General features: G+C 58.4%; 14 protein-coding genes. 10 read left to right on the top strand and 4 right to left on the bottom strand.

Annotation, left to right across the window (positions count from 1 at the left end):
- Positions 1 to 94 precede the first annotated feature (94 nt).
- Complete coding sequence (locus tag ACYQ12_RS15590; RefSeq protein ID WP_459873505.1) at positions 95 to 2,233, top strand: TonB-dependent siderophore receptor; 2,139 nt, start codon at positions 95 to 97, stop codon at positions 2,231 to 2,233.
- A 93-nt stretch (positions 2,234 to 2,326) separates the two neighbouring features.
- Here the strand turns inward: ACYQ12_RS15590 and ACYQ12_RS15585 are convergent, their stop codons facing one another.
- Entirely contained in the window at positions 2,327 to 3,100 is a 774-nt protein-coding gene (locus ACYQ12_RS15585) for a TSUP family transporter (RefSeq protein WP_459873502.1), read from the bottom strand.
- A 138-nt stretch (positions 3,101 to 3,238) separates the two neighbouring features.
- A complete protein-coding gene (locus tag ACYQ12_RS15580; RefSeq protein ID WP_459873500.1) occupies positions 3,239 to 4,264 on the bottom strand; it encodes a LysR substrate-binding domain-containing protein in 1,026 nt (341 codons plus the stop codon).
- Positions 4,265 to 4,433: 169 nt separating this feature from the next.
- Between ACYQ12_RS15580 and ACYQ12_RS15575 the strand changes: the two genes are divergently transcribed.
- Positions 4,434 to 5,567: an alkene reductase gene (locus tag ACYQ12_RS15575; protein WP_459873498.1), complete on the top strand. Its 1,134-nt coding sequence runs from the start codon at positions 4,434 to 4,436 to the stop codon at positions 5,565 to 5,567.
- Between the two features lie 225 nt (positions 5,568 to 5,792).
- Here the strand turns inward: ACYQ12_RS15575 and abiEi are convergent, their stop codons facing one another.
- Complete coding sequence (abiEi, locus tag ACYQ12_RS15570) at positions 5,793 to 6,329, bottom strand: type IV toxin-antitoxin system AbiEi family antitoxin (protein WP_459873497.1); 537 nt, start codon at positions 6,327 to 6,329, stop codon at positions 5,793 to 5,795.
- Between the two features lie 314 nt (positions 6,330 to 6,643).
- Between abiEi and ACYQ12_RS15565 the strand changes: the two genes are divergently transcribed.
- The 5 genes from ACYQ12_RS15565 (at position 6,644) to ACYQ12_RS15545 (ending at position 15,492) form a co-directional block, all read left to right on the top strand.
- Complete coding sequence (locus tag ACYQ12_RS15565; protein ID WP_459873494.1) at positions 6,644 to 8,230, top strand: BCCT family transporter; 1,587 nt, start codon at positions 6,644 to 6,646, stop codon at positions 8,228 to 8,230.
- 145 nt (positions 8,231 to 8,375) lie between these two features.
- Positions 8,376 to 9,845: an IMP dehydrogenase gene (gene guaB, locus ACYQ12_RS15560; RefSeq protein WP_459873492.1), complete on the top strand. Its 1,470-nt coding sequence runs from the start codon at positions 8,376 to 8,378 to the stop codon at positions 9,843 to 9,845.
- Between the two features lie 198 nt (positions 9,846 to 10,043).
- Entirely contained in the window at positions 10,044 to 11,618 is a 1,575-nt protein-coding gene (gene guaA / locus ACYQ12_RS15555) for a glutamine-hydrolyzing GMP synthase (RefSeq protein ID WP_459873490.1), read from the top strand.
- A 308-nt stretch (positions 11,619 to 11,926) separates the two neighbouring features.
- Positions 11,927 to 13,114: a tyrosine-type recombinase/integrase gene (locus tag ACYQ12_RS15550; protein ID WP_459873487.1), complete on the top strand. Its 1,188-nt coding sequence runs from the start codon at positions 11,927 to 11,929 to the stop codon at positions 13,112 to 13,114.
- A 41-nt stretch (positions 13,115 to 13,155) separates the two neighbouring features.
- Positions 13,156 to 15,492 (top strand): YecA family protein, encoded by a 2,337-nt coding sequence (locus tag ACYQ12_RS15545; protein WP_459873484.1) that lies wholly within the window; start codon positions 13,156 to 13,158, stop codon positions 15,490 to 15,492.
- Between the two features lie 77 nt (positions 15,493 to 15,569).
- On the opposite strand, the gene ACYQ12_RS15540 is transcribed toward ACYQ12_RS15545, so the two are convergent.
- Positions 15,570 to 16,556: a hypothetical protein gene (locus tag ACYQ12_RS15540; protein WP_459873481.1), complete on the bottom strand. Its 987-nt coding sequence runs from the start codon at positions 16,554 to 16,556 to the stop codon at positions 15,570 to 15,572.
- Positions 16,557 to 16,642: 86 nt separating this feature from the next.
- On the opposite strand from ACYQ12_RS15540, the gene ACYQ12_RS15535 reads away from it, so the two are divergent.
- From ACYQ12_RS15535 to ACYQ12_RS15525, 3 genes are read left to right on the top strand one after another with little or no spacing between them, the layout of a single operon-like run.
- Positions 16,643 to 16,873: a helix-turn-helix transcriptional regulator gene (locus ACYQ12_RS15535; protein ID WP_412917501.1), complete on the top strand. Its 231-nt coding sequence runs from the start codon at positions 16,643 to 16,645 to the stop codon at positions 16,871 to 16,873.
- Between the two features lie 4 nt (positions 16,874 to 16,877).
- Positions 16,878 to 17,741, top strand: coding sequence for a helicase RepA family protein (locus ACYQ12_RS15530; RefSeq protein WP_459873479.1), 864 nt, complete (start codon positions 16,878 to 16,880; stop codon positions 17,739 to 17,741).
- Positions 17,728 to 18,483 (top strand): ABC transporter ATPase, encoded by a 756-nt coding sequence (locus tag ACYQ12_RS15525; RefSeq protein ID WP_459873477.1) that lies wholly within the window; start codon positions 17,728 to 17,730, stop codon positions 18,481 to 18,483. The genes ACYQ12_RS15530 and ACYQ12_RS15525 overlap by 14 nt, the downstream gene beginning before the upstream one ends.
- The last annotated feature ends 638 nt before the right edge of the window (positions 18,484 to 19,121 follow it).

Here is a 19,121-nt window from a genome sequence, read left to right as displayed (position 1 = left end):
ACTCCCTGGTATTGCCCTCACAGAATATGACGCTCTCTTAATTAAAAGCATAAGGCGGTCCACCGAGACTGCCGAACCATCAAGGGGACCAAGCATGACTGACCGCAAGAACAAGCCTAACGCGACATGGGCGCGGTGGCAGGGGACCACTACCGCTTTTGTATGTTGCGTGCCGCTGATTGCCGTTCCCATGAGTGCCAACGCACAAGAGGCAAGCGATAACGGTGGCGACGACCAGGAGGCGTACCGCCTCGCGCCGATCATCGTCAACGCGCAGGCGGTTGCCGATGACAATGCGAATACGGTCGTGGCCCAGGAGCTCTGGGTAGGCGGCAAGGTCGCGACCAGCCTCCTCGATACCCCCGCTTCCGTATCGGTCATCACGGAAAAGGAGATCGAGCAGCGCGACGCCAACACCACCGAGGAAGTGCTGCAGTACACGCCCGGGGTCGTCACCGAGTACTACGCCACCGACGACCGTAACGACTATTTCAAGATCCGTGGGTTTCAGGCCACCACCTACCGCGACGGGCTGACGCTGGGTTCGATGCGCGGTGTTCGCGAGGAGCCCTACGCCTACGAGCGTGTCGAGGTGCTGCGGGGTGCCAACTCCACCCTGTTCGGCCCGGCGGACCCGGGCGGGTCGGTCAATTTCGTGAGCAAACGGCCCCGGTTCGAGTCGTTTGGCGAAGGCTACGTGGGCTATGGTTCATTCGACCATAAAGAGGTCGGGCTCGATGTGGGCGACACCCTGAACGCCAGCGAGACGCTGGCCTATCGCATTACCGGCAAGGTCAAGGATAGCGATCGCGAATACGATCATTCCAAGGATGACGACGAATTCATCATGGGCGGCCTGACCTGGGAGCCGACGGATTACACCTCGGCGACGGTGCTTTTTGATTATCTGAACCACGACAACACCCCCAACAGCGGCGGCTATCCGTTCGACCGGGAATACGACCGCGACGAATTCTTCGGTGAGCCTGACTTCAACTACCAGGATGTCGAGCGTACCAGCATTACCGGGCTACTCACCCATGACTTCGATAATGGGCTGACCTTGCGGGGGAACCTGCGCTACAGCGACCTGACCGACGACTATGGTTACGTTTACATCACCGACTCCGTGGCACGAACCGGCACGGAAGTCGGCCGTAGCTATATCGGCGGAGACAATGAAGCGAGTGAGCTGATCGGCAACGCCATCCTGCAATACGATGCCAGCTTCGACTACATCGACAGCAGTACACTGGCGGGTGTCGAGTATCGCGATGCCTCGAGCGAAGGTACATCGGTCTATGCGCCGGCGGAGTCGATCGATGTTTCAAACCCCGTTTACAGCGGTCCCCCGAGCAGCCTGGTTGCCTACGACGACACTGAACAGGACTACAAGACCCGGTCGCTCTTCGTGACGCAGAATCTGTCGTTCTACGATCGCTTTATCGTCACGGCGGGGGTACGCAACGACGAACTGGACCTCTCCGAGAAAGACTTCCTCGCAAACACCGACACTTCCGACGACTTCTCGGAAACCTCGGTCCGCGGCGCGCTGACCTATAAGGTCACCGACGAAGTTTCCACCTATGTCAGCTATGTGGAATCGATCGCACCGCCGGCGATCGGCACTGAGCCCGAGCGCGGCGAGCAGTACGAACTTGGCGTGAAATATGCGCCTTTCGGCATGAACGCGCTGTTCTCGGCGGCGGTCTATGACCTGACCAAGGACAATGTGTCCATCGCGGTCGCGCGGGACGATGGTACGGGTATTGATCGGGAAACCATCGGCGAATCCCGCGTGCGTGGCCTGGACCTGGAAGTCAAAGCCGAACTGACCGACAACCTGAGCCTGATTGGTGGCTATTCCTACATGGATTCGGACGTGGAGCGCGGCACGCTTCGGGATGGAACCTCAATCGAAGGCAACGAATTCACCGAAACACCGAAACATACGGCGTCGCTCTGGACTTACTACACACTGCCGGACATGGACATGAGCGTCGGTCTTGGCGCCCGCTATACCGGTTCCTATTACTTCGATGCCGAGAACTCGGCCAAGAGCGATGCGACAACAATTTACGATGCGGCCTTCCGCTACCAGGTCATCCAGAACACCGATCTGACCGTCAACGTCAGCAACCTGCTCGACGAGCAGCACGTGGTCGGCTCCGGCACGGCGAACTACTACAACCAGGGCCGCGAAGTCGTGGCCAGAGTGAGCTACAACTGGTAAGGCGCCATCGCTGGGACACCGTGGAGTGGGTCCCGGGGGAGAGAGAAGGGGGCGCGACGACGGGCCTTCTTGGCCAGTGACTGGCCAAGAGCGTCAGAACGCCTCCTTCAGCCCTTCCATGACCAGCATCAGGCCACCGAGAATCACCACGGCATCGAGAATCCGGGAGTGCGACCGCGCGGGCAGGTGTCGCGTCAACCGCTTGGCGAGAAAGGTGCCCGGAATGGCGCATATACCGATGAGCAACGCCATCGCCCAGAGCGAGGGGGCAAGCGCGCCCGACGCCTGAAACAGGGCGACCTTGGCGATACCCAGCACCAGGGAAATCCCCGCATCGGTGGCGATGACGCTGGTTCCGGCCAGGCCGACCGACAGCAGCAGGGATATCAGCACAACGCCGGACCCCGAGGTGCCGCCCATCAGCAGCCCGTAGCCGGCCGCGCCCAAGGAGAGCCCCGGCCTGCCCAGATAACCCCGCCTGCGGATCAGCAGGGGTCTCAGCGGTACGATCAGAATCAGCATCAAACCCAAGACGATACTGACGCTGGAGCCGGAGAGCCGGGTGTAGCCGTAGGCGCCCAGCAGGCAGAAGGGCAGTGCAAACAGGACGACCAGTGCCGCCTTCTCCCTGTCGAACCGGGCACGAAAGGCCCACACCCGGCTGGCATTGGTGAGCAGCGCCGACAGGCTGACGACGGGGACCACGGCCTCGGCGCCGATCAGCGGAATGAGCACCGGTGGCAGCAGCAGCCCGGTGCCGTAGCCGCTTATACCTCCAAGCATCGAGGCCGCGAAGGCGATCGCCGCCACGCCGAGATACTGGGCGATGCCGATATCGCCCGATGTCAGAAAGAGAGGGTGTGCCAAGATCGATCCGCCGTTCAGCGCCATTGAAGTAACTCGGAAAAACCGCAACCGACGCGTCCCGAGACTGCCTCGTCCGGCGCTGCAGCGCCAACAAGAAATAGTGTCGCTAATGCAAGAATCGCTTGTGGCCGGTCTCGCTCAGGCCGCCGATTGTCTGGCGAGTTCGACGAACTCGGCCGCGATAGGCGACGCTGTTCCGTGCTTATGCCGTGCGATATAAAAACTTCTGGCGACAGGGAGTTGCTCGATGTTCCTGGCAACCAGTTTGCCGGCCTGAAGCGTCGAGCGTGCGCAGAGCCTGGATATCACGGCTACCCCAATACCCATTTCGGCCGCTTCCCTGGCCGCTTCGGGGCTGCCGACGACCAGCGCCACCTTCAGCGAATCCAGCGATAACCCCACGGACGACAGATGGCGTTGGAGAAGGGCGCGGGTCGCGGAGCCTTCCTCACGCATTATCAAGGGAGTTTCCAGCAGGTCCTGCATCGTGACCTGCTCTTTTTGCGCCCAGGGATGATGCTTCGAGGCGACGAACAGGACCTCATCCCGGAAGAATGGCGTCGTTCGGCAACTCTCCAAGCCTGGCGCCCCTTCGCTGGTGATAGCGATGTCCACCGATCCCTTCATGAGCCAATCGACAGCGCGTGCGCTGTTACCGACCTCCAGGACCACCCGTACGTCAGGACGATGCACTCGGAAATCGCCAATTGCCCGGGGCAGGGTGTATTTGGCGATGGAGTTGGTGGACGATATGCGTAACGTCGATTGGGCGGTGCGCGCGATCTCACCGAGTGAATCGTTGGCCTCCGCGTACAGGGCCAGGATTCTGTCGGCGTGCGCGAAGAGCGTCCGGCCGGCAGCTGTCAGCTCCGTAACCCGAGGCCCGCGGGTGAATAAGCGTAAGCCGGCCTCCTGCTCGAGCGAGCGGACCTGGGAAGAGACCGCCTGCTGCGTCAGGCAGAGATGCCTCGCCGCCTTCGAAAAACTCTTGTACAGGGCCACGGTGTGGAAGACCCGCAGGCGTTGGTCTCTGAGAAGCGTCATTCGTGTCACCGGAATGGCCTGTCGAAGGGATGCCGTGTCAAGAACAATAGCGTAAGTCCAGTCGTGCTGGCTTGGCTGTACTCTGGCCATCGCTTTTCTGGCCATAGCTTTTCTGGCCATAGCTTTCCTGGTCATAGCTTTCCTGGTCATAGCTTCCCTATATCGGAGCAGCCGGCGAGATTCATTGTTAACTAGCTAATCGTTTCCTAGACTTTGGTCTACATCAGCGAGCCACGATGGCTCGCTTTCGCTTTTTGGCCTGACGTCATCGTCAAGAGGAGTTCGCGATATGGTTTCGTTATTCGAACCGTTTGATCTCGCCGGCACCCGCCTGGACAACCGCATCGTCATGGCGCCGATGACCCGTTCCCGCGCCCTGGAGGATATCCCCACGGAACTGGGGGCGCTCTACTATCGCCAGCGGGCCAGTGCCGGGCTGATCATCTCCGAAGGCACGCCGGTCTCGCGCCAGGGGCAGGGGTATCTCTACAACCCGGGGATCTTCGGCCCCGACCAGATCGCTGGCTGGGCCAAGGCGACCCGCGCGGTGCATGAGCGCGGCGGCGTCTTCTTTGCCCAGATCTGGCACGTCGGGCGCGTCTCGCACACCTCCGTGCAGATCGCCGGCGCCGCGCCGGTCGGCCCCAGCGACAAGCCGGGCGGCATGGCCTTTGGCTACAACGAGGACGGCCAGCCGGACATGCTGAAGGCAAGCCAGCCTCGCCGGCTCGAAACCCGGGAAGTCAAAGAGATCGTGCGCGATTTCGCCCAGGCGGCGGTCAATTCACGCGAGGTGGGCTTCGACGGCGTCGAGATCCATGGCGCCAACGGCTACCTGTTCGAGCAGTTCCTGAATCCCGGCGTCAACGACCGCGACGACGAATACGGCGGCTCGCGTGAAAACCGCTGCCGACTGCTGCTGGAGGTGGTCGACGAGGTCAGCAAGATGATCGGCGCCCGCCGCGTCGGGGTGCGTCTCTCGCCGCATGGCACGCTGTTCGACATGCCGGAGTACGACGACAACGGCGAGACCTACCTCTATCTGGCGCGTGAGTTCAACAAACGCGGCTTGGCCTACGTGCACCTGCATGACCAGGGTGGCCAGGGCATGGCGCCGATGCCCCGCGATTATCTGCGCCAGTTCCGCGACGTCTACAACGGCACGCTGCTGCTCGCCGGCAACCTGGACCAGGCCGAGGCGCAAAAGCTGATCGATGAAGGCACCATCGACCTGCCGGTATTCGGTCGTCCGTTCACGTCCAATCCGGATCTGGTGGAGCGCATGAAAAACGGCTGGCCGCTGGCGGATTTCGATCCGAATACCTTCTACGGCGGCGATGCCCGCGGCTACGTGGACTTTCCCACCTATCCCGAAGAGCAGGCACGGCGCGAGCGCGAGAAGATGCTCGAGGAGAAAGCCTGATCCAGTGCCGGGCATCGCGATAACGGCGGCCCGAAACCACACTGTCTGGCAATAGCGCTGTAGCAACGACGTCGCCCCGGTCCGAAGAAGACCGGGGCGATTTGTGTTTGGGGTATCTCGCCTGACGGTAAGGCGGCTTTCGGGGTCTATAGAATAAATTCCGGGCTGTTCGATCCCGGCGCAGGGCCTTCGAGCGAGGCGACCAGCTCGTCGAAGTCGGCGCGTTCAGTGTTCATTCGGCAGGTTCGCTTGGTCAAGGTGAGTGTTACGCCCGACACGCTTGAGGTCGGCCCAGGCAGCCTGGGGTGTTGCCAGCCGCAAGGGACGCCCTACATCGCGCATCCGGTCGAGCAATTGGGGAATGGACCGTTTGGTGTGGGTGAATTCAATGGTGCCATAAGGAGTTCGGTACTCTCCCTTGCGGCCTGTGGTCATGACCGTCAGCCGATCGACAGGGATTTGTGAGATCGCACCATATTCCGAGAGCGCGGATTCGAGGCTGATATAACTGTACTCGCCGCGGCGCATCGCCTTGGCGATTCTTTCGAGTAGGTCGGCGTCGCGGTGCCGTGACAGCTTGTAAACGTATACGCCACGGCTGGCTGCCTCAAGCACGCCATGTCGACGTAGCCGATTGATCCCTTCCTGTAGCGTCTTCGGGCTGTCTTCGGGAAAGATCTTGGCCAGGTCCGAGAGGGTAAATACATAGCGATGTTGGCGGTCCCAGTCGTCGAGCCGGGCGCGAGCGGTGGTCTGATCCATTAAGTACACACCAAGACTATCTATAGGTAGTGTATGTGTACACTTATGGCGTGACAAGCAGATCATGGAGCCCAAACCGCCGCGCCGCCGCCATCGGGACCATCGGAAATGCCTTTTCCAAATACGCCTCCCACAAGAATCCGCTCCACAGACCAGCTACCGGCAAGAACCGGTGGGAGCGAACTCGTTCACGATCAATAGGCCCGATAATCGTGGAAGGTCGCCATCGGGCGTTGATTTGTGGCAGCATCTGCCGCCCTCAATACGGGCGCAGATGCGTGCCGTGCCTCTCGCCAACCGCCACGGACCCTCCCATGACAGACGACAGTACCTCACCTTCTTCTCCCTCCCGAACCACGACCTCGCGACTGGGCGACCCGGTCGTGCTCGGCCTGAGCATCGGCTTTGTCCTGCTGTTCGTGGCCCTGTCGCTGTATGACGTCGACATGGTCGCCGACGCTATCGGCGCCGGTTTCGCCTGGACGGCGCGAACGCTGGGCGCGTATTTCCAGCTCCTGTTGCTGCTGACGTTCTTCATCGGCATGGGGCTGGCTGTCACTCCGGCGGCGAATGCCCGGATCGGCAATCTCGATAGTCCGGAGATGAGCACCTTCAAGTGGTTGTCGATCATCATGTGTACCCTGCTGGCGGGCGGCGGCGTGTTCTTCGCCGCCGGCGAGCCGGTATATCACTTCGTGGTCACGCCGCCGGCGTTCTCCACCGAAGCCGGCACGCCCGAGGCCGTGCCCGGGGCGCTGGCCCAGTCGTTCATGCACTGGGGCTTTCTTGCCTGGGCGATTCTCGGTTCGTTGACCGCCGTGGTGCTGGCGCATGCCCACTATGACAAGGGCCAGCCGCTGCGACCGCGTACGTTGCTGGTGCCGGTGTTCGGAGAACGGCTGATGCACGGCTGGCTCGGCGGGGTCGTCGACGCGCTGTGCGTGATCGCAGTGGTCGCTGGCACCGTCGGGCCGATCGGCTTTCTCGCCACGCAGGTCAGCTTCGGCCTGCATGAGCTGTTCGGATTCTCGCAAGGCTACGGCACGCAACTGGTCATCCTGGCGGCATTGGGCGCCGTCTATGTGACCTCGGCGGTGACCGGCATCGAGCGGGGCATCCAGATACTCAGCCGCTTCAATGTATTCCTGGCGCTGGCCATCGCCGCCTTGATCTTCGTCTTCGGGCCGACCCTGTTCTTGACTAATGTCTATATCCAGGGCTTCGGTGAATATCTGTCGTCGTTCTTCCGTATGGCGACCATGACTTCCGAGACCGCTCCCGCCTGGTGGATGCAGTGGTGGACGGTGTTCTTCTTCGCCTGGTTCATCGGCTATGGCCCGTTGATGGCGATCTTCGTGGCGCGCATTTCCCGCGGCCGCACCATTCGTCAGATGATCCTCAGCGTGGCGGTGATGGCTCCCGTTGCCACGACGGTCTGGTTCACCCTGCTGGGCGGCTCGGGCATCTACTATCAATTGACCGGGGCGATCGATCTCACCGAGGCGCTCAACAATTTCCAGTTCGATGTTGCCACGCTGACCGTGGCCCAGGCACTGCCGGGCGGCACGTTCATGGCGCTGGCGATCCTGCTGTTGACCACCATCTTCGTGGCCACCACCGGCGACTCGATGAGCTATGCCATTGCGGTGGTCGGCAGCGGTCACGATGATCCCAATCCGCTGATCCGCGCCTTCTGGGGCATCGTCATGGCATTGATGGCAGCCATCCTGCTGTACATGGGGGCAGGCCAGATCAGCGTCCTGCAGCAGTTCATCGTGATCACCGCGATCCCGGTGTCCCTGGTGTTGCTGCCATCGCTGTGGACCGGTCCTCAGACGGCCTATGCCATGGCCCGCGAGCAGGGGCTGATCGTCGCTCCCGGGCAGAGCCGGCAAGGCTGAGGGCGCGGCCGGGGTCTGGCCGCCGTAAGCGGCTCGCCCCGGTCGCGTGACAGTTGCATTGAGTGAAAAACGGCCGAGGTTTATAATGGTCGATTAACTCTCCAACGCCCCGTCTCCCACCATCTGCTCATTGGGTGTTTCCGTTATGCTACGTATGGCGCAAGAAGCTCTTACGTTCGACGACGTATTACTCGTTCCCGGTTACTCCGACGTCCTGCCCAAGGATGTCAGCCTCAAGTCCCGCCTGACCCGCAATATCGACCTCAACATCCCGCTGTTGTCCTCTGCCATGGATACGGTGACCGAAGCCCGCCTGGCGATCGCCATGGCGCAGGAAGGCGGCATCGGCATCATCCACAAGAACATGACCGTCGCCGGCCAGGCCGCGGAAGTGCGCAAGGTCAAGAAGCACGAGAGCGTGATCGTCAAGGACCCGGTGACGGTGAGCCCCAAGGCCAAGCTCAAGGACCTGCTGGCGATGGCCGACGAGTACGGCTATTCCGGCTTTCCGGTCGTCGAGGGCGAGACCCTGGTAGGCATCGTCACCGGCCGCGACATGCGCTTCCAGCCGGATATCGGCGATAGCGTCGAGGCGATCATGACGCCCCGCGAGAAGCTGGTCACCGTGCCGGAAGGCACCAAGCTCGACGCGATCAAGGCCAAGCTGCAGGAAAACCGCATCGAGAAGATCCTCATCGTCGACGATGCCTTCCGCCTGCGCGGACTGGTCACGGTGCGCGACATCGAGAAGGCGCGCACCTATCCGTTCGCCGCCAAGGACAGTGACGGCCGCCTGCTGGTGGGTGCCGCGGTGGGTACCGGCGCCGAGACGCCCGATCGCATCGCCGCGCTGGTCGAGGCCGGCGTCGACGTCATCGTCGTCGACACCGCTCACGGCCACTCCAGGGGCGTCATCGACCGCGTGCGCTGGGCCAAGGAGCACTATCCCGAGGTGCAGGTGATCGGCGGCAACATCGCCACCGCCGAAGCCGCCCGTGCGCTGGCCGAAGCCGGCGCCGACGCCGTCAAGGTGGGCATCGGCCCCGGCTCGATCTGCACCACGCGCATCGTCGCCGGTGTCGGCGTGCCGCAGATCACCGCCGTCTCCAACGTCGCCGAGGCATTGAAGCCCTATGACATCCCGCTGATCGCCGACGGTGGCATCCGCTTCTCCGGCGATCTGGCCAAGGCCATCGCCGCCGGCGCCAACACGGTGATGATCGGTGGTCTGCTCGCCGGTACCGAGGAAGCGCCGGGTGAGGTCGAGCTCTACCAGGGCCGCACCTACAAGGCCTACCGTGGCATGGGCTCGATGGGCGCCATGTCGCAGAGTCAGGGCTCTTCCGATCGCTACTTCCAGGACAAGTCCGAAGGCGTCGAGAAGCTGGTGCCGGAAGGCATCGAAGGCCGCGTGCCCTACAAGGGCATGATGAGCGCCATCGTCCATCAGCTGATGGGCGGCCTGCGCGCCTCGATGGGCTACACCGGCTGCCGCGATATCCACGAGATGCGCACCAAGCCGCAGTTCGTGCAGATCACCGGCGCGGGCTTCGCCGAGTCGCATGTTCATGATGTGCAGATCACCAAGGAAGCCCCCAACTACCGGGTGGGCTAAGAATCATCTGCGCTCGCTCAGGCTGTGTTGAACCGCGGCTCAACATGCTCATTTACCGGCATGTAAACTCCGCTGTCTCGCCGCGGTTCGCCTTGCCTGAGCGTCGCTCGAAAGATTCTCCGGCGGAATCGCACCGCCCGAAGGAACCAGTTCGTCAGCGGCGCCAAGTAGCGCCGCTGCTTATTTAGAGAGCATCCGATGACCGACATTCACGCCCACAAGATCCTGATCCTCGACTTCGGTTCCCAGTACACCCAGCTCATCGCCCGCCGCGTGCGTGAGATCGGCGTCTACTCCGAAGTGCGCGCCTTCGATATCACCGAAGACGAGATCCGCGAGTTCAACCCCAACGGCATCATCCTCTCCGGCGGCCCGGAATCCACCGTCGCCGAAGGCTCGCCGCGTGCGCCGGCGTGCGTGTTCGAACTGGGCCTGCCGGTACTGGGCATCTGCTACGGCATGCAGACCATGGCCGAACAGCTCGGCGGCAAGGTCGAGGGCTCCAACAAGCACGAGTTCGGCTACGCGCAGGTCAAGGTCGATGGCGACGACGATCTGCTCGGCGGCATCAAGGATCACGTCGATCACGACGGCAGTGCGCTGCTCGACGTGTGGATGAGCCACGGCGACAAGGTCGCGGTGGTGCCGGACACCTTCACCGTCACCGCCTCCACGCCGAGCTGCCCGATCGCCGCCATGACCTGGGCCGAGAAGCGCTTCTACGGCGTCCAGTTCCATCCCGAAGTCACCCACACCCTGCAGGGCCAGCGCCTGCTCGAGCGTTTCGTGCTGGGTATCTGTGGCGCCGAACAGCTGTGGACCCCGGCGCGGATCATCGAAGACCTCGCCGTCCGCGTGCGCGACCAGGTTGGTGATCGCCACGTGCTGCTCGGCCTCTCCGGCGGGGTGGACTCCTCGGTGGTCGCGGCGCTGCTGCACAAGGCCATCGGCGACCAGCTCACCTGCGTATTCGTCGACAACGGCCTGCTGCGCAAGAACGAAGGCGACCAAGTGATGGAAACCTTCGGCCACCACATGGGCGTGAAGGTCATCCGCGTGGATGCCGAGGACGAGTTCCTCAACAAGCTGAAGGGCGTCGACGACCCCGAGGCCAAGCGCAAGGCGATCGGCAACACTTTCATCGACGTGTTCGACCGCGAGGCCGCCAAGATCGAAGGGGTGGACTTCCTCGCCCAGGGCACCATCTACCCCGACGTGATCGAATCCGCCGCCAGCAAGACCGGCAAGGCCCACGTCATCAAGTCGCACCACAACGTTGGCGGCCTGCCCGAGACCATGAAGCTCAAGCTGGTCGAACCGCTGCGCGAGCTGTTCAAAGATGAAGTGCGCAAGCTCGGCCTGGAACTCGGCCTGCCCTACGACATGGTCTACCGCCACCCCTTCCCGGGGCCGGGCCTGGGCGTGCGTATCCTCGGCGAAGTGAAGAAAGAGTACGCCGACATCCTGCGCGAGGCCGACGCCATCTTCATCGAGGAACTGCACAACGCCGACTGGTATCACAAGACCAGCCAGGCCTTCGCCGTGTTTCTGCCGGTGAGATCGGTCGGCGTGGTCGGCGACGGCCGCCGCTACGAATGGGTCATCGCCCTGCGCGCCGTCGAGACCATCGATTTCATGACTGCCCGCTGGGCCCACCTGCCGTACGAGCTGCTGGAGAAGGTCTCCAACCGCATCATCAACGAGATCCGCGGCGTCTCCCGCGTGACGTACGACGTCAGCAGCAAGCCGCCGGCTACGATTGAGTGGGAATGATCACACGTTAGGCATTAGCTGGTACTAACTGGCATTAAATGACACTTAAGCCCATGTTTTCATGGGCTTTTTTGTTTTTGTGTCTGGCAGTGTTTGGCAACTGATGGCAGCGGGAAGCACCGCTTGAGCGTGGTATCCAAGGTGGTATTATCAAGACATGATGCCATGAGTGATAGCCGATACCATGCTGCTTGATCCTGTGTGTTCATGGTATCGGAATTATTTAACTGACTGTTTTTATTGAGATTGCTGACTGATTTTTGGGTGGTCTTTCAGCATGGTATCGGAATCGAAGAAGGATAAGACTCTTGCTGACCGATACCAAGCTGCGCAACCTCAAGCCGAGGGATAAACTCTACAAGGTGAATGACCGGGATGGCCTCTATGTGGCTGTCACTCCTGCCGGTTCTATCTCATTCCGTTACAACTACTCGATCAATGGCAGGCAAGAGACAATCACCTTTGGCCGCTATGGCGTTGGGGGGATCACGCTGGCAGAAGCCCGTGAGCGACTTGGTGAAGCCAAGCGGATGGTCGCCGATGGAAAGTCGCCAGCGAAGGAGAAGGCCCGAGACAAGGCGCGTGTTAAAGGGGCTGAAACCTTTGGTGCCTGGGCGGAAAAGTGGCTACGTGGCTACCAGATGGCCGACTCTACCCGTGATATGCGCCGCTCGGTTTATACGAGAGAGCTGGAAACGAAATTCGGCAATCAGAAGCTGACCGAAATTACCCACGAGGACTTGCGAGCACTAACCGACGCCATCGTAGAGCGCGGTGCGCCTGCTACGGCGGTTCATGCGCGTGAGATTGTACTCCAGGTATACCGCTGGGCGACTGAGCGGGGTCAGAAGGTCGAAAACCCGGCAGACCTGGTGAGGCCAGCAAGCATTGCCAGATTTGAGCCGAGAGATCGAACCCTGACGCCCGAAGAAATCAGGATCATGTACCAGTACATGGGGCGTATTGGTACATCGCCATCGATCCGGGCAGCGGTCAAGCTGCTGTTGTTGACGATGGTGCGAAAAAGCGAGCTGACGAATGCCACCTGGAGTGAGATCAACTTCAGCGAAGCGCTCTGGACGATTCCCAAGGAACGGATGAAACGGCGAAACCCTCACCTGGTGTTTCTATCCAGGCAGGCCATGGACATCTTCATCGCTTTGAAGACGTTCTCCGGTGGATCGGAGTATGTTCTGCCGTCACGCTACGATTCTGACGTCCCCATGAGCAGTGCCACGCTGAACCGGGTGATGACGATGACTTACAAGCTGGCTCAGAAAGAGGGGCAGTCTCTTGCCAAGTTTGGACCCCACGATCTGAGGCGCACGGCCAGTACCTTGCTCCATGAAGCCGGTTACAACACCGACTGGATAGAGAAATGCCTAGCACATGAGCAAAAAGGCGTAAGGGCAATCTATAACAAAGCCGAATATCGTGAGCAGCGTACAGGCATGTTGCAGGACTGGGCGGATATGATCGACGAGTGGACATTATAGCGCTCGAAAGGTCAGTAGGTCGAAACGGGAGGGAGATAAGAATGAATATGGAAGAAGAACGAAAGAAGGCTGCTGCTTCTTTATTGAAGGATATGGAATCCATTGCTGACCGAATGCGTGAGTTGATTGTCAAAATGCCTCCGCATGATTTGCTCGGGTACATCTACGCTCAGCACATGATGAAAACAATGGGAAACCAAATTGGGGGCGAAAAGCAAGGCCAAGAGGATGGCCCAGATGACGTGGTTAATGAAAACCAGTTCTTACTGGAGTATGTTCACGCGGTTCTGGCATCTGATGCCGCACCTGCGGATATGGAATTCGACGAAGCACTGTGCGCTGAGCTGTTTGAACTTGGCCGAAAACTGAGAGAGCAGGCCATGTTCTTTGCTATGGCCACCTCCGCTGATACCAAAGATGGCATCTTCGGTCCTAACACGGCCGACATTGAATTCCGTGCGAAATCCACTTGGGTCATGATACGCGGGAATCGTTATCAAGTTTTGGAGGGCGAGTTCTATCGCTACGTTCTGGCGCCTCACAATGATGTTCTGGAGGAGGTGTACGGCATTGGTGCCACCGATATTGCGGAAGGCTTTCAGGCTATGGCCGACGCCACTCGTTCCGGGCACGCCAACGCAATCATTGAGATGATGAAGCAGTTTGAGGCGGCAAAGGCCTTTTCTATAGAGCAAGGTAAGTCTATGGAAGACGCCATGGAGGCATGGGTTGCAGAAAATGCGGAGCAGTCCAAAGCGGCCCGGGGGGCGATGGAGGATATGTTTCGCGGTGGTATTGCCAATGTAAGCCGTCACACGAAGTTGCCACCGACATTGCTAGCGGACTTGTCATACCAGCGTGGAGAAGATACTGAGTTCTTCGCTGCGGGCGATTTTAAGGGGACACCCTTTCGGACACTACCAGCACGTAAGAAACCTCTAATTCAGCTTGGGTCGGACTACTACGCCGTCGACCCCTGCTTTGCTCGCGATGCGGGGTATCGTGCGCTTCTCTTTAACCTCCTTCAGCGAAAGCCGGATTACAAGAAGGCCTTTAAAAATCGGCAGAAAATGATGAGCGAAGCAGCCTTTGCCGACATTCTAGATGCCCAGCTTCCGGGAGCCACAGTTCTCCAGGAGGTTTACTACAAGGACCCTGACAGCAAGCAGTGGTCCGAAAACGACACTCTAATCCTGGTCGATGATGTGCTGTTACTAGTTGAGGCCAAGGCTGGTGCAGCTGCCACCATCGCATCGCCAGCGCTTGATTTTGGCCGCCATGCTCAATCAGTACAGGACTTGGTACTCAAGGCATATAAACAATGTGCGCGCTTCTTCAATTATGTGAATTCGGCGGATGAAGTGTCCCTCTATCACCTCGTGGATGGCAAATACGAAGAGTGTAGCCGTGTGCGTCGCTCTGACTACCGGGTGATGGTGCCGATTGGGTTGACGGTCGAGTCGTTCTCGCCCTTTTCCACGTACTGTAAAGAGTTACCGCAGGTTGAGCCTTTACTTGGAAAGCATGCTTTCATTTCACTGTCCATCGACGATTTGTTTGTGCTCAAGCGACTCTTGCCCACACCCGGGGAGTTCGCCCATTACTTGGAGGTGCGGCAAGCTGTGGCCGGGATACGCGGGGCTCATCTCTTCGACGAGTTCGATCACTTGGGTGCTTACCTGAAGAAGAACCGTTTCGATCAGGATATTGTCGAGCAGCTGAAGGAAGAGAAAGCGAACATACTTATCTGGGATGGCATGAGTGACATCGTCGACAGGAGCTTCGAGGGTGAAGAGTGGGAAAGCAAACCGTTCCCAAGTCAGGAGTTCCCAGAGGAGGTGCTGAAGCTGCTTGGAGCACTCGATAGCACCCGAGCTAGCGGCTGGCTTTCAGCGGAGAGTCATATCCGTGACCTAGGAAAGGAAGGCCGGAATAATCTGGCCAAGATGCTGTCCGACCTTCGAAAAACACTGATTCAGCATCCCGCTCGTTACTTTGTTCTGGGCGGGGATGGTGTGCCGCTCTTCGTTTGGCTTCAACGGCATGGCCACCCAATTGACTGGACTAAGGTGAACAATAAGGCCAGCGCAGGTGCGTTGAGTGTCAAGGCTACTAACGTCATTGGCGTCGTGGCTGAAGTTAGTGCTGAAGGCGCGTATCTCCAGGCGCAGTCTTTCGAAGTCTACATACCGACAGAACGTACGGAAGAAAACGCCCACATTTACGAAGACGCGGCGAGAATGTCTAACCCTGCACGTACAGTCAATCTCAACCGGGAAAAACAACTCTCCCCTAGTCGCAAGAGCAAAAAAATTGGACGTAATGTCCCTTGTCCATGCGGCAGTGGCATGAAATACAAGAGGTGTCATGGTCGGTAAAATGTGCTTTCACGGCTGACTAGAATCAGCTCAGGAGTCCAGATTTTTTAGCGGCTAAAATTCCTGTTGGTATCCCTCTAGCCTCCCAACAGGAATTCTTTACGTATTGTAGCCAACGCTTTAGATACGGCTTGACGGGTCATTGGCTGTTGTTTGGCATTCCGTATTCGTCGCCCAATCTCGGTTTGATTGAATACAGACTGCTTGAGTACCAGCATTTTTTTCTTGGTATCCGATAGCTTAGAGTCCACCATCCTGCGAGCAAGGTTACGTAATTCTGCTTTGTCTGCTGACTGAAAAGTTAGACGTAGCATTAATTGGAAGAAGTAGCTGTCAATCAAGTCATCGCCTGACATGGCGTGAGGCTTGGACCGATTCGCACACTGATGGGTCAGTCGTGTGAGTTCGATATTAAATTGCGTTAGAGATCGTTTTGCCTGTCTATAAGTAGGGTTCCAGTCACCATTTGCCAGCTTGGGTCTATGCTCTTCGCAGTACTGGTGGCTTAGCTCGAGTTTTTTACGATCCTCTAATTCAACGTCATTGATACGCTGACCTGACACTGTCGTCATAAATGCTGCGAACTCCGTCTGGTTTCCGCATAGTTCGCAAAAATCGTGTTTACGTTGCGCGTTTAGGTTGACTCCCTTTGTGGAGGATGACCTTTTGGGACGCTTGCATGCACAATCCCAAACTAGTCCGGTCAAGGATTCGAGAGTCGCTATGAAGCGCTCGTCCGCCGGACTCTTCTGTTCTACTGTCTTAATGAATTGACGTAGTAACTGCCGTTGCATTCGCACCATGGCCTCAAGTCCTACCATTCGAATGATAGCGCTGAATCCTATTCCAGCTCCGGCTCCAGGAACATGGCCAGTGTAGCTTCCTGGAAGGGTATCCATGTACGTTGCCAGGGCAGGATCGATGACTTCCTCTATCAAGCGCACTATCGGGTAGCGTCTTGAGGACACAGAGTAAGGATGCCAGCGTTCTTCAAACCGCTGGATAGCTTCTGTGACGATTTGGGCACAGCCTTCCCAGATGACGATGTTCGACTCATTTTTCATGTCAACCATTTTAGCCAATTTATAGGCTTAATCAAGTGGCATTGCTGGGCACCATAGAGCTTTCATAAGTAAGTGGAGGCACAAGTATGCAGGCAATGGCAAACAAGACGCTGATCAATCGAAAAGTGCTCTTGGAGATGATTCCGCTCTCCTCGCGGACAATTTACAACTTGGAGAAGCGAGGTGAGTTCCCTCGTCGAATTGCACTTACCAGCAGAAACGTCGCGTGGGATTTATCGGAAGTAGAGCAATGGATTGAAGAGCGTAAGTCGTCAGGAATCCAGGCTGCTCGACCTGGCAACACCATAGAGGCCTAACAGTATGGCCCTTGATCTTATGGCGGCCTTTTCGGAAACGCTGCCGCCTCTTGATTATGTTTTACCTAACATGGTTGCCGGTACGGTGGGGGCCTTGGTTTCACCAGGTGGTGCCGGAAAATCCATGCTGGCCTTACAGCTTGCCATGCAGATCGCTGGTGGCCCGGACTTGCTGGAAGTCGGAGAGTTTACTGTTGGGCCAGTTATCTATCTTCCCGCAGAAGATCCTCCTGCTGCTATCCATCACCGATTACATGCGCTTGGGGCACATCTCACTGCCGAGCAGCGGCAAGCCGTTGCTGAAGGCTTGCTGATTGAGCCGCTGATAGGAAGGTGCCCCAACATCATGTGTCTCGATTGGTTCGATGGCCTTAAGCGAGCGGCTGAAGGCCGTCGCCTGATGATCCTGGACACCTTACGCCGTTTCCATATTGAAGATGAAAACGCCAGCGGCCCAATGGCGCAAGTGATCGGACGTATGGAGGCCATTGCCGCCGATACGGGGTGCTCTATCGTGTTTTTGCACCATGCCAGTAAGAGCGCCGCCATGATTGGTGCGGGTGACCAGCAACAGGCCAGCCGTGGGTCGTCTGTTCTGGTCGATAACATTCGCTGGCAATCGTATCTGTCTGGCATGACGCAAACCGAGGCTGAGGAATGGGGTGTTGATGATAGTCAGCGTGGGTACTTCGTCCGCTATGGCGTGAGCAAGGCGAATTATGGCTCTCCTTTCGCAGAGCGTTGGTTCAGACGTCACGAAGGCGGTGTGCTGAAACCTGCCGTGCTGGAGAGGCAGCGTAAGGCCAAAGGAGTATTGCCGTTCAAGAAATCGAAAGCTGTTATGGAAGGCGCTGATGACAACTGGTAACAAGGTCACTCCAACTAGTACCAGCGCACAGGCACGAGTGATGCTTTACCAGGCCAGCCAGCGCCCGAGCCTGCTGGAGGCCAACTGGATGGAAACATCCTTTGGCCGCTGTCGCATAAAGGGAAGGCTTGGCCAGCGGCACGCAGATGTTGTTGAGGCTATTTTGCACTGTGCCGAACGTCGACGCGATGTGTCAGATGATGGTGTAGAGCTTTTGGTAGACCCTGCCAAAGTGCGGAAAACGTTGTCAGATAGCCGGTATAGTTCCTCCCAGCTTGAGAAGCTGCTGGCAGAGCTGCGAGCAGCAACTGTAACCATTGAAACACCACAGTTCGATTTTCCGATAATCGGCGGCTTGATCGATCATGTTATTCCTTCACCTATGACACGCCCTGATCCCTTGACGGGAGGAGAGCGAAATCTGTGGAGAGTTCGGCTTGGTATCGCCTTGGTCATGCTATTGGAGCATGACCTTAGCCTGTACTACGATCCCGCACCCATTGCTCGCTTGCGGCACGGGATTAGTCAGGCGGTCGCTCGACACATATTGACCCACAAGAATGACCCAGCCGGAGGGTGGCATGTTGATACTCTCATTCGCGCAGTCTGTGGTGAAAACATCAATAGTAAGAAGATGCGAAATGGGCGTTCCAGGCTTAGGGAAGATGCGGAAAAATTGCATGAAGTTGGAATAACGATAGATGCTGAGAATAGGATAAAGCGCCTCACACCCGCCCGATAGCGTCCCACACCCGCCCGATGGCGACTCACACCCGCCCGGTCGTGACTCACACCCGCCCGATTTTTTGCTGTTTTGGCAGGATATTCAGGATATCTCAGGATATCCAGCAACCTCCAGCTGGGTGCTGGAGGTTGAATATCTATCGGCCTCCGGCCGATGTTTTAACGCCAAGAGGGTGGCCGATTCTGCTTACTCTCCAAGGACTATCACCTTTCCTTGGCGTTCAATCCGTCCGAAGGACGGTCAAAGCCGCCTCACAAGCCCCAGGAACGTCGATCAGAGACTGACATGGTATCGAGGAGGGTAGTGCCTGAAGCGCCTCTCTGGGGCGCTCAGGAAGCCGTATCCCATGAGCCAAGATGAGTGGCCACTTAAGCCGGTAGCAGTCTGTAAATGTGTGCAGTTTGTAGTATGTAGTAGCACCATACAACATACTACAACGCTACATTTCCTATTCGCATATACATGTGCTCGAAACCTGTCTGAAGGTGGGCGCGCGGCGCAACAAGAATGCCTCAACTAATACCGACCCCAAACAGTCAATGAAATGGCCGCCAAGTGGGTGGAGTGTTAGGGAAGTCTTTGTAAAGCAAGGCAATGTGTCAGGTGTCCACGTGTTTTATTGACATTTGAGGGGC

This window comes from Halomonas shantousis (genome assembly GCF_054654615.1).
This window is presented reverse-complemented; position numbering and strand designations above follow the sequence as displayed.

What these genes read in the sequence shown, in the direction of transcription:
- ACYQ12_RS15535 (WP_412917501.1), top strand. Translation starts at nt 16,643, where the DNA reads ATGCAGGCAATGGCAAACAAGACGCTGATCAATCGAAAAGTGCTCTTG.
- ACYQ12_RS15590 (WP_459873505.1), top strand. Translation starts at nt 95, where the DNA reads ATGACTGACCGCAAGAACAAGCCTAACGCGACATGGGCGCGGTGGCAG.
- guaB (WP_459873492.1), top strand. Translation starts at nt 8,376, where the DNA reads ATGCTACGTATGGCGCAAGAAGCTCTTACGTTCGACGACGTATTACTC.
- ACYQ12_RS15525 (WP_459873477.1), top strand. Translation starts at nt 17,728, where the DNA reads ATGACAACTGGTAACAAGGTCACTCCAACTAGTACCAGCGCACAGGCA.
- guaA (WP_459873490.1), top strand. Translation starts at nt 10,044, where the DNA reads ATGACCGACATTCACGCCCACAAGATCCTGATCCTCGACTTCGGTTCC.
- ACYQ12_RS15575 (WP_459873498.1), top strand. Translation starts at nt 4,434, where the DNA reads ATGGTTTCGTTATTCGAACCGTTTGATCTCGCCGGCACCCGCCTGGAC.
- ACYQ12_RS15580 (WP_459873500.1), bottom strand. Translation starts at nt 4,264, where the DNA reads ATGGCCAGAAAAGCTATGGCCAGAAAAGCGATGGCCAGAGTACAGCCA.
- ACYQ12_RS15540 (WP_459873481.1), bottom strand. Translation starts at nt 16,556, where the DNA reads ATGAAAAATGAGTCGAACATCGTCATCTGGGAAGGCTGTGCCCAAATC.
- ACYQ12_RS15565 (WP_459873494.1), top strand. Translation starts at nt 6,644, where the DNA reads ATGACAGACGACAGTACCTCACCTTCTTCTCCCTCCCGAACCACGACC.
- ACYQ12_RS15530 (WP_459873479.1), top strand. Translation starts at nt 16,878, where the DNA reads ATGGCCCTTGATCTTATGGCGGCCTTTTCGGAAACGCTGCCGCCTCTT.
- ACYQ12_RS15545 (WP_459873484.1), top strand. Translation starts at nt 13,156, where the DNA reads ATGAATATGGAAGAAGAACGAAAGAAGGCTGCTGCTTCTTTATTGAAG.
- abiEi (WP_459873497.1), bottom strand. Translation starts at nt 6,329, where the DNA reads ATGGATCAGACCACCGCTCGCGCCCGGCTCGACGACTGGGACCGCCAA.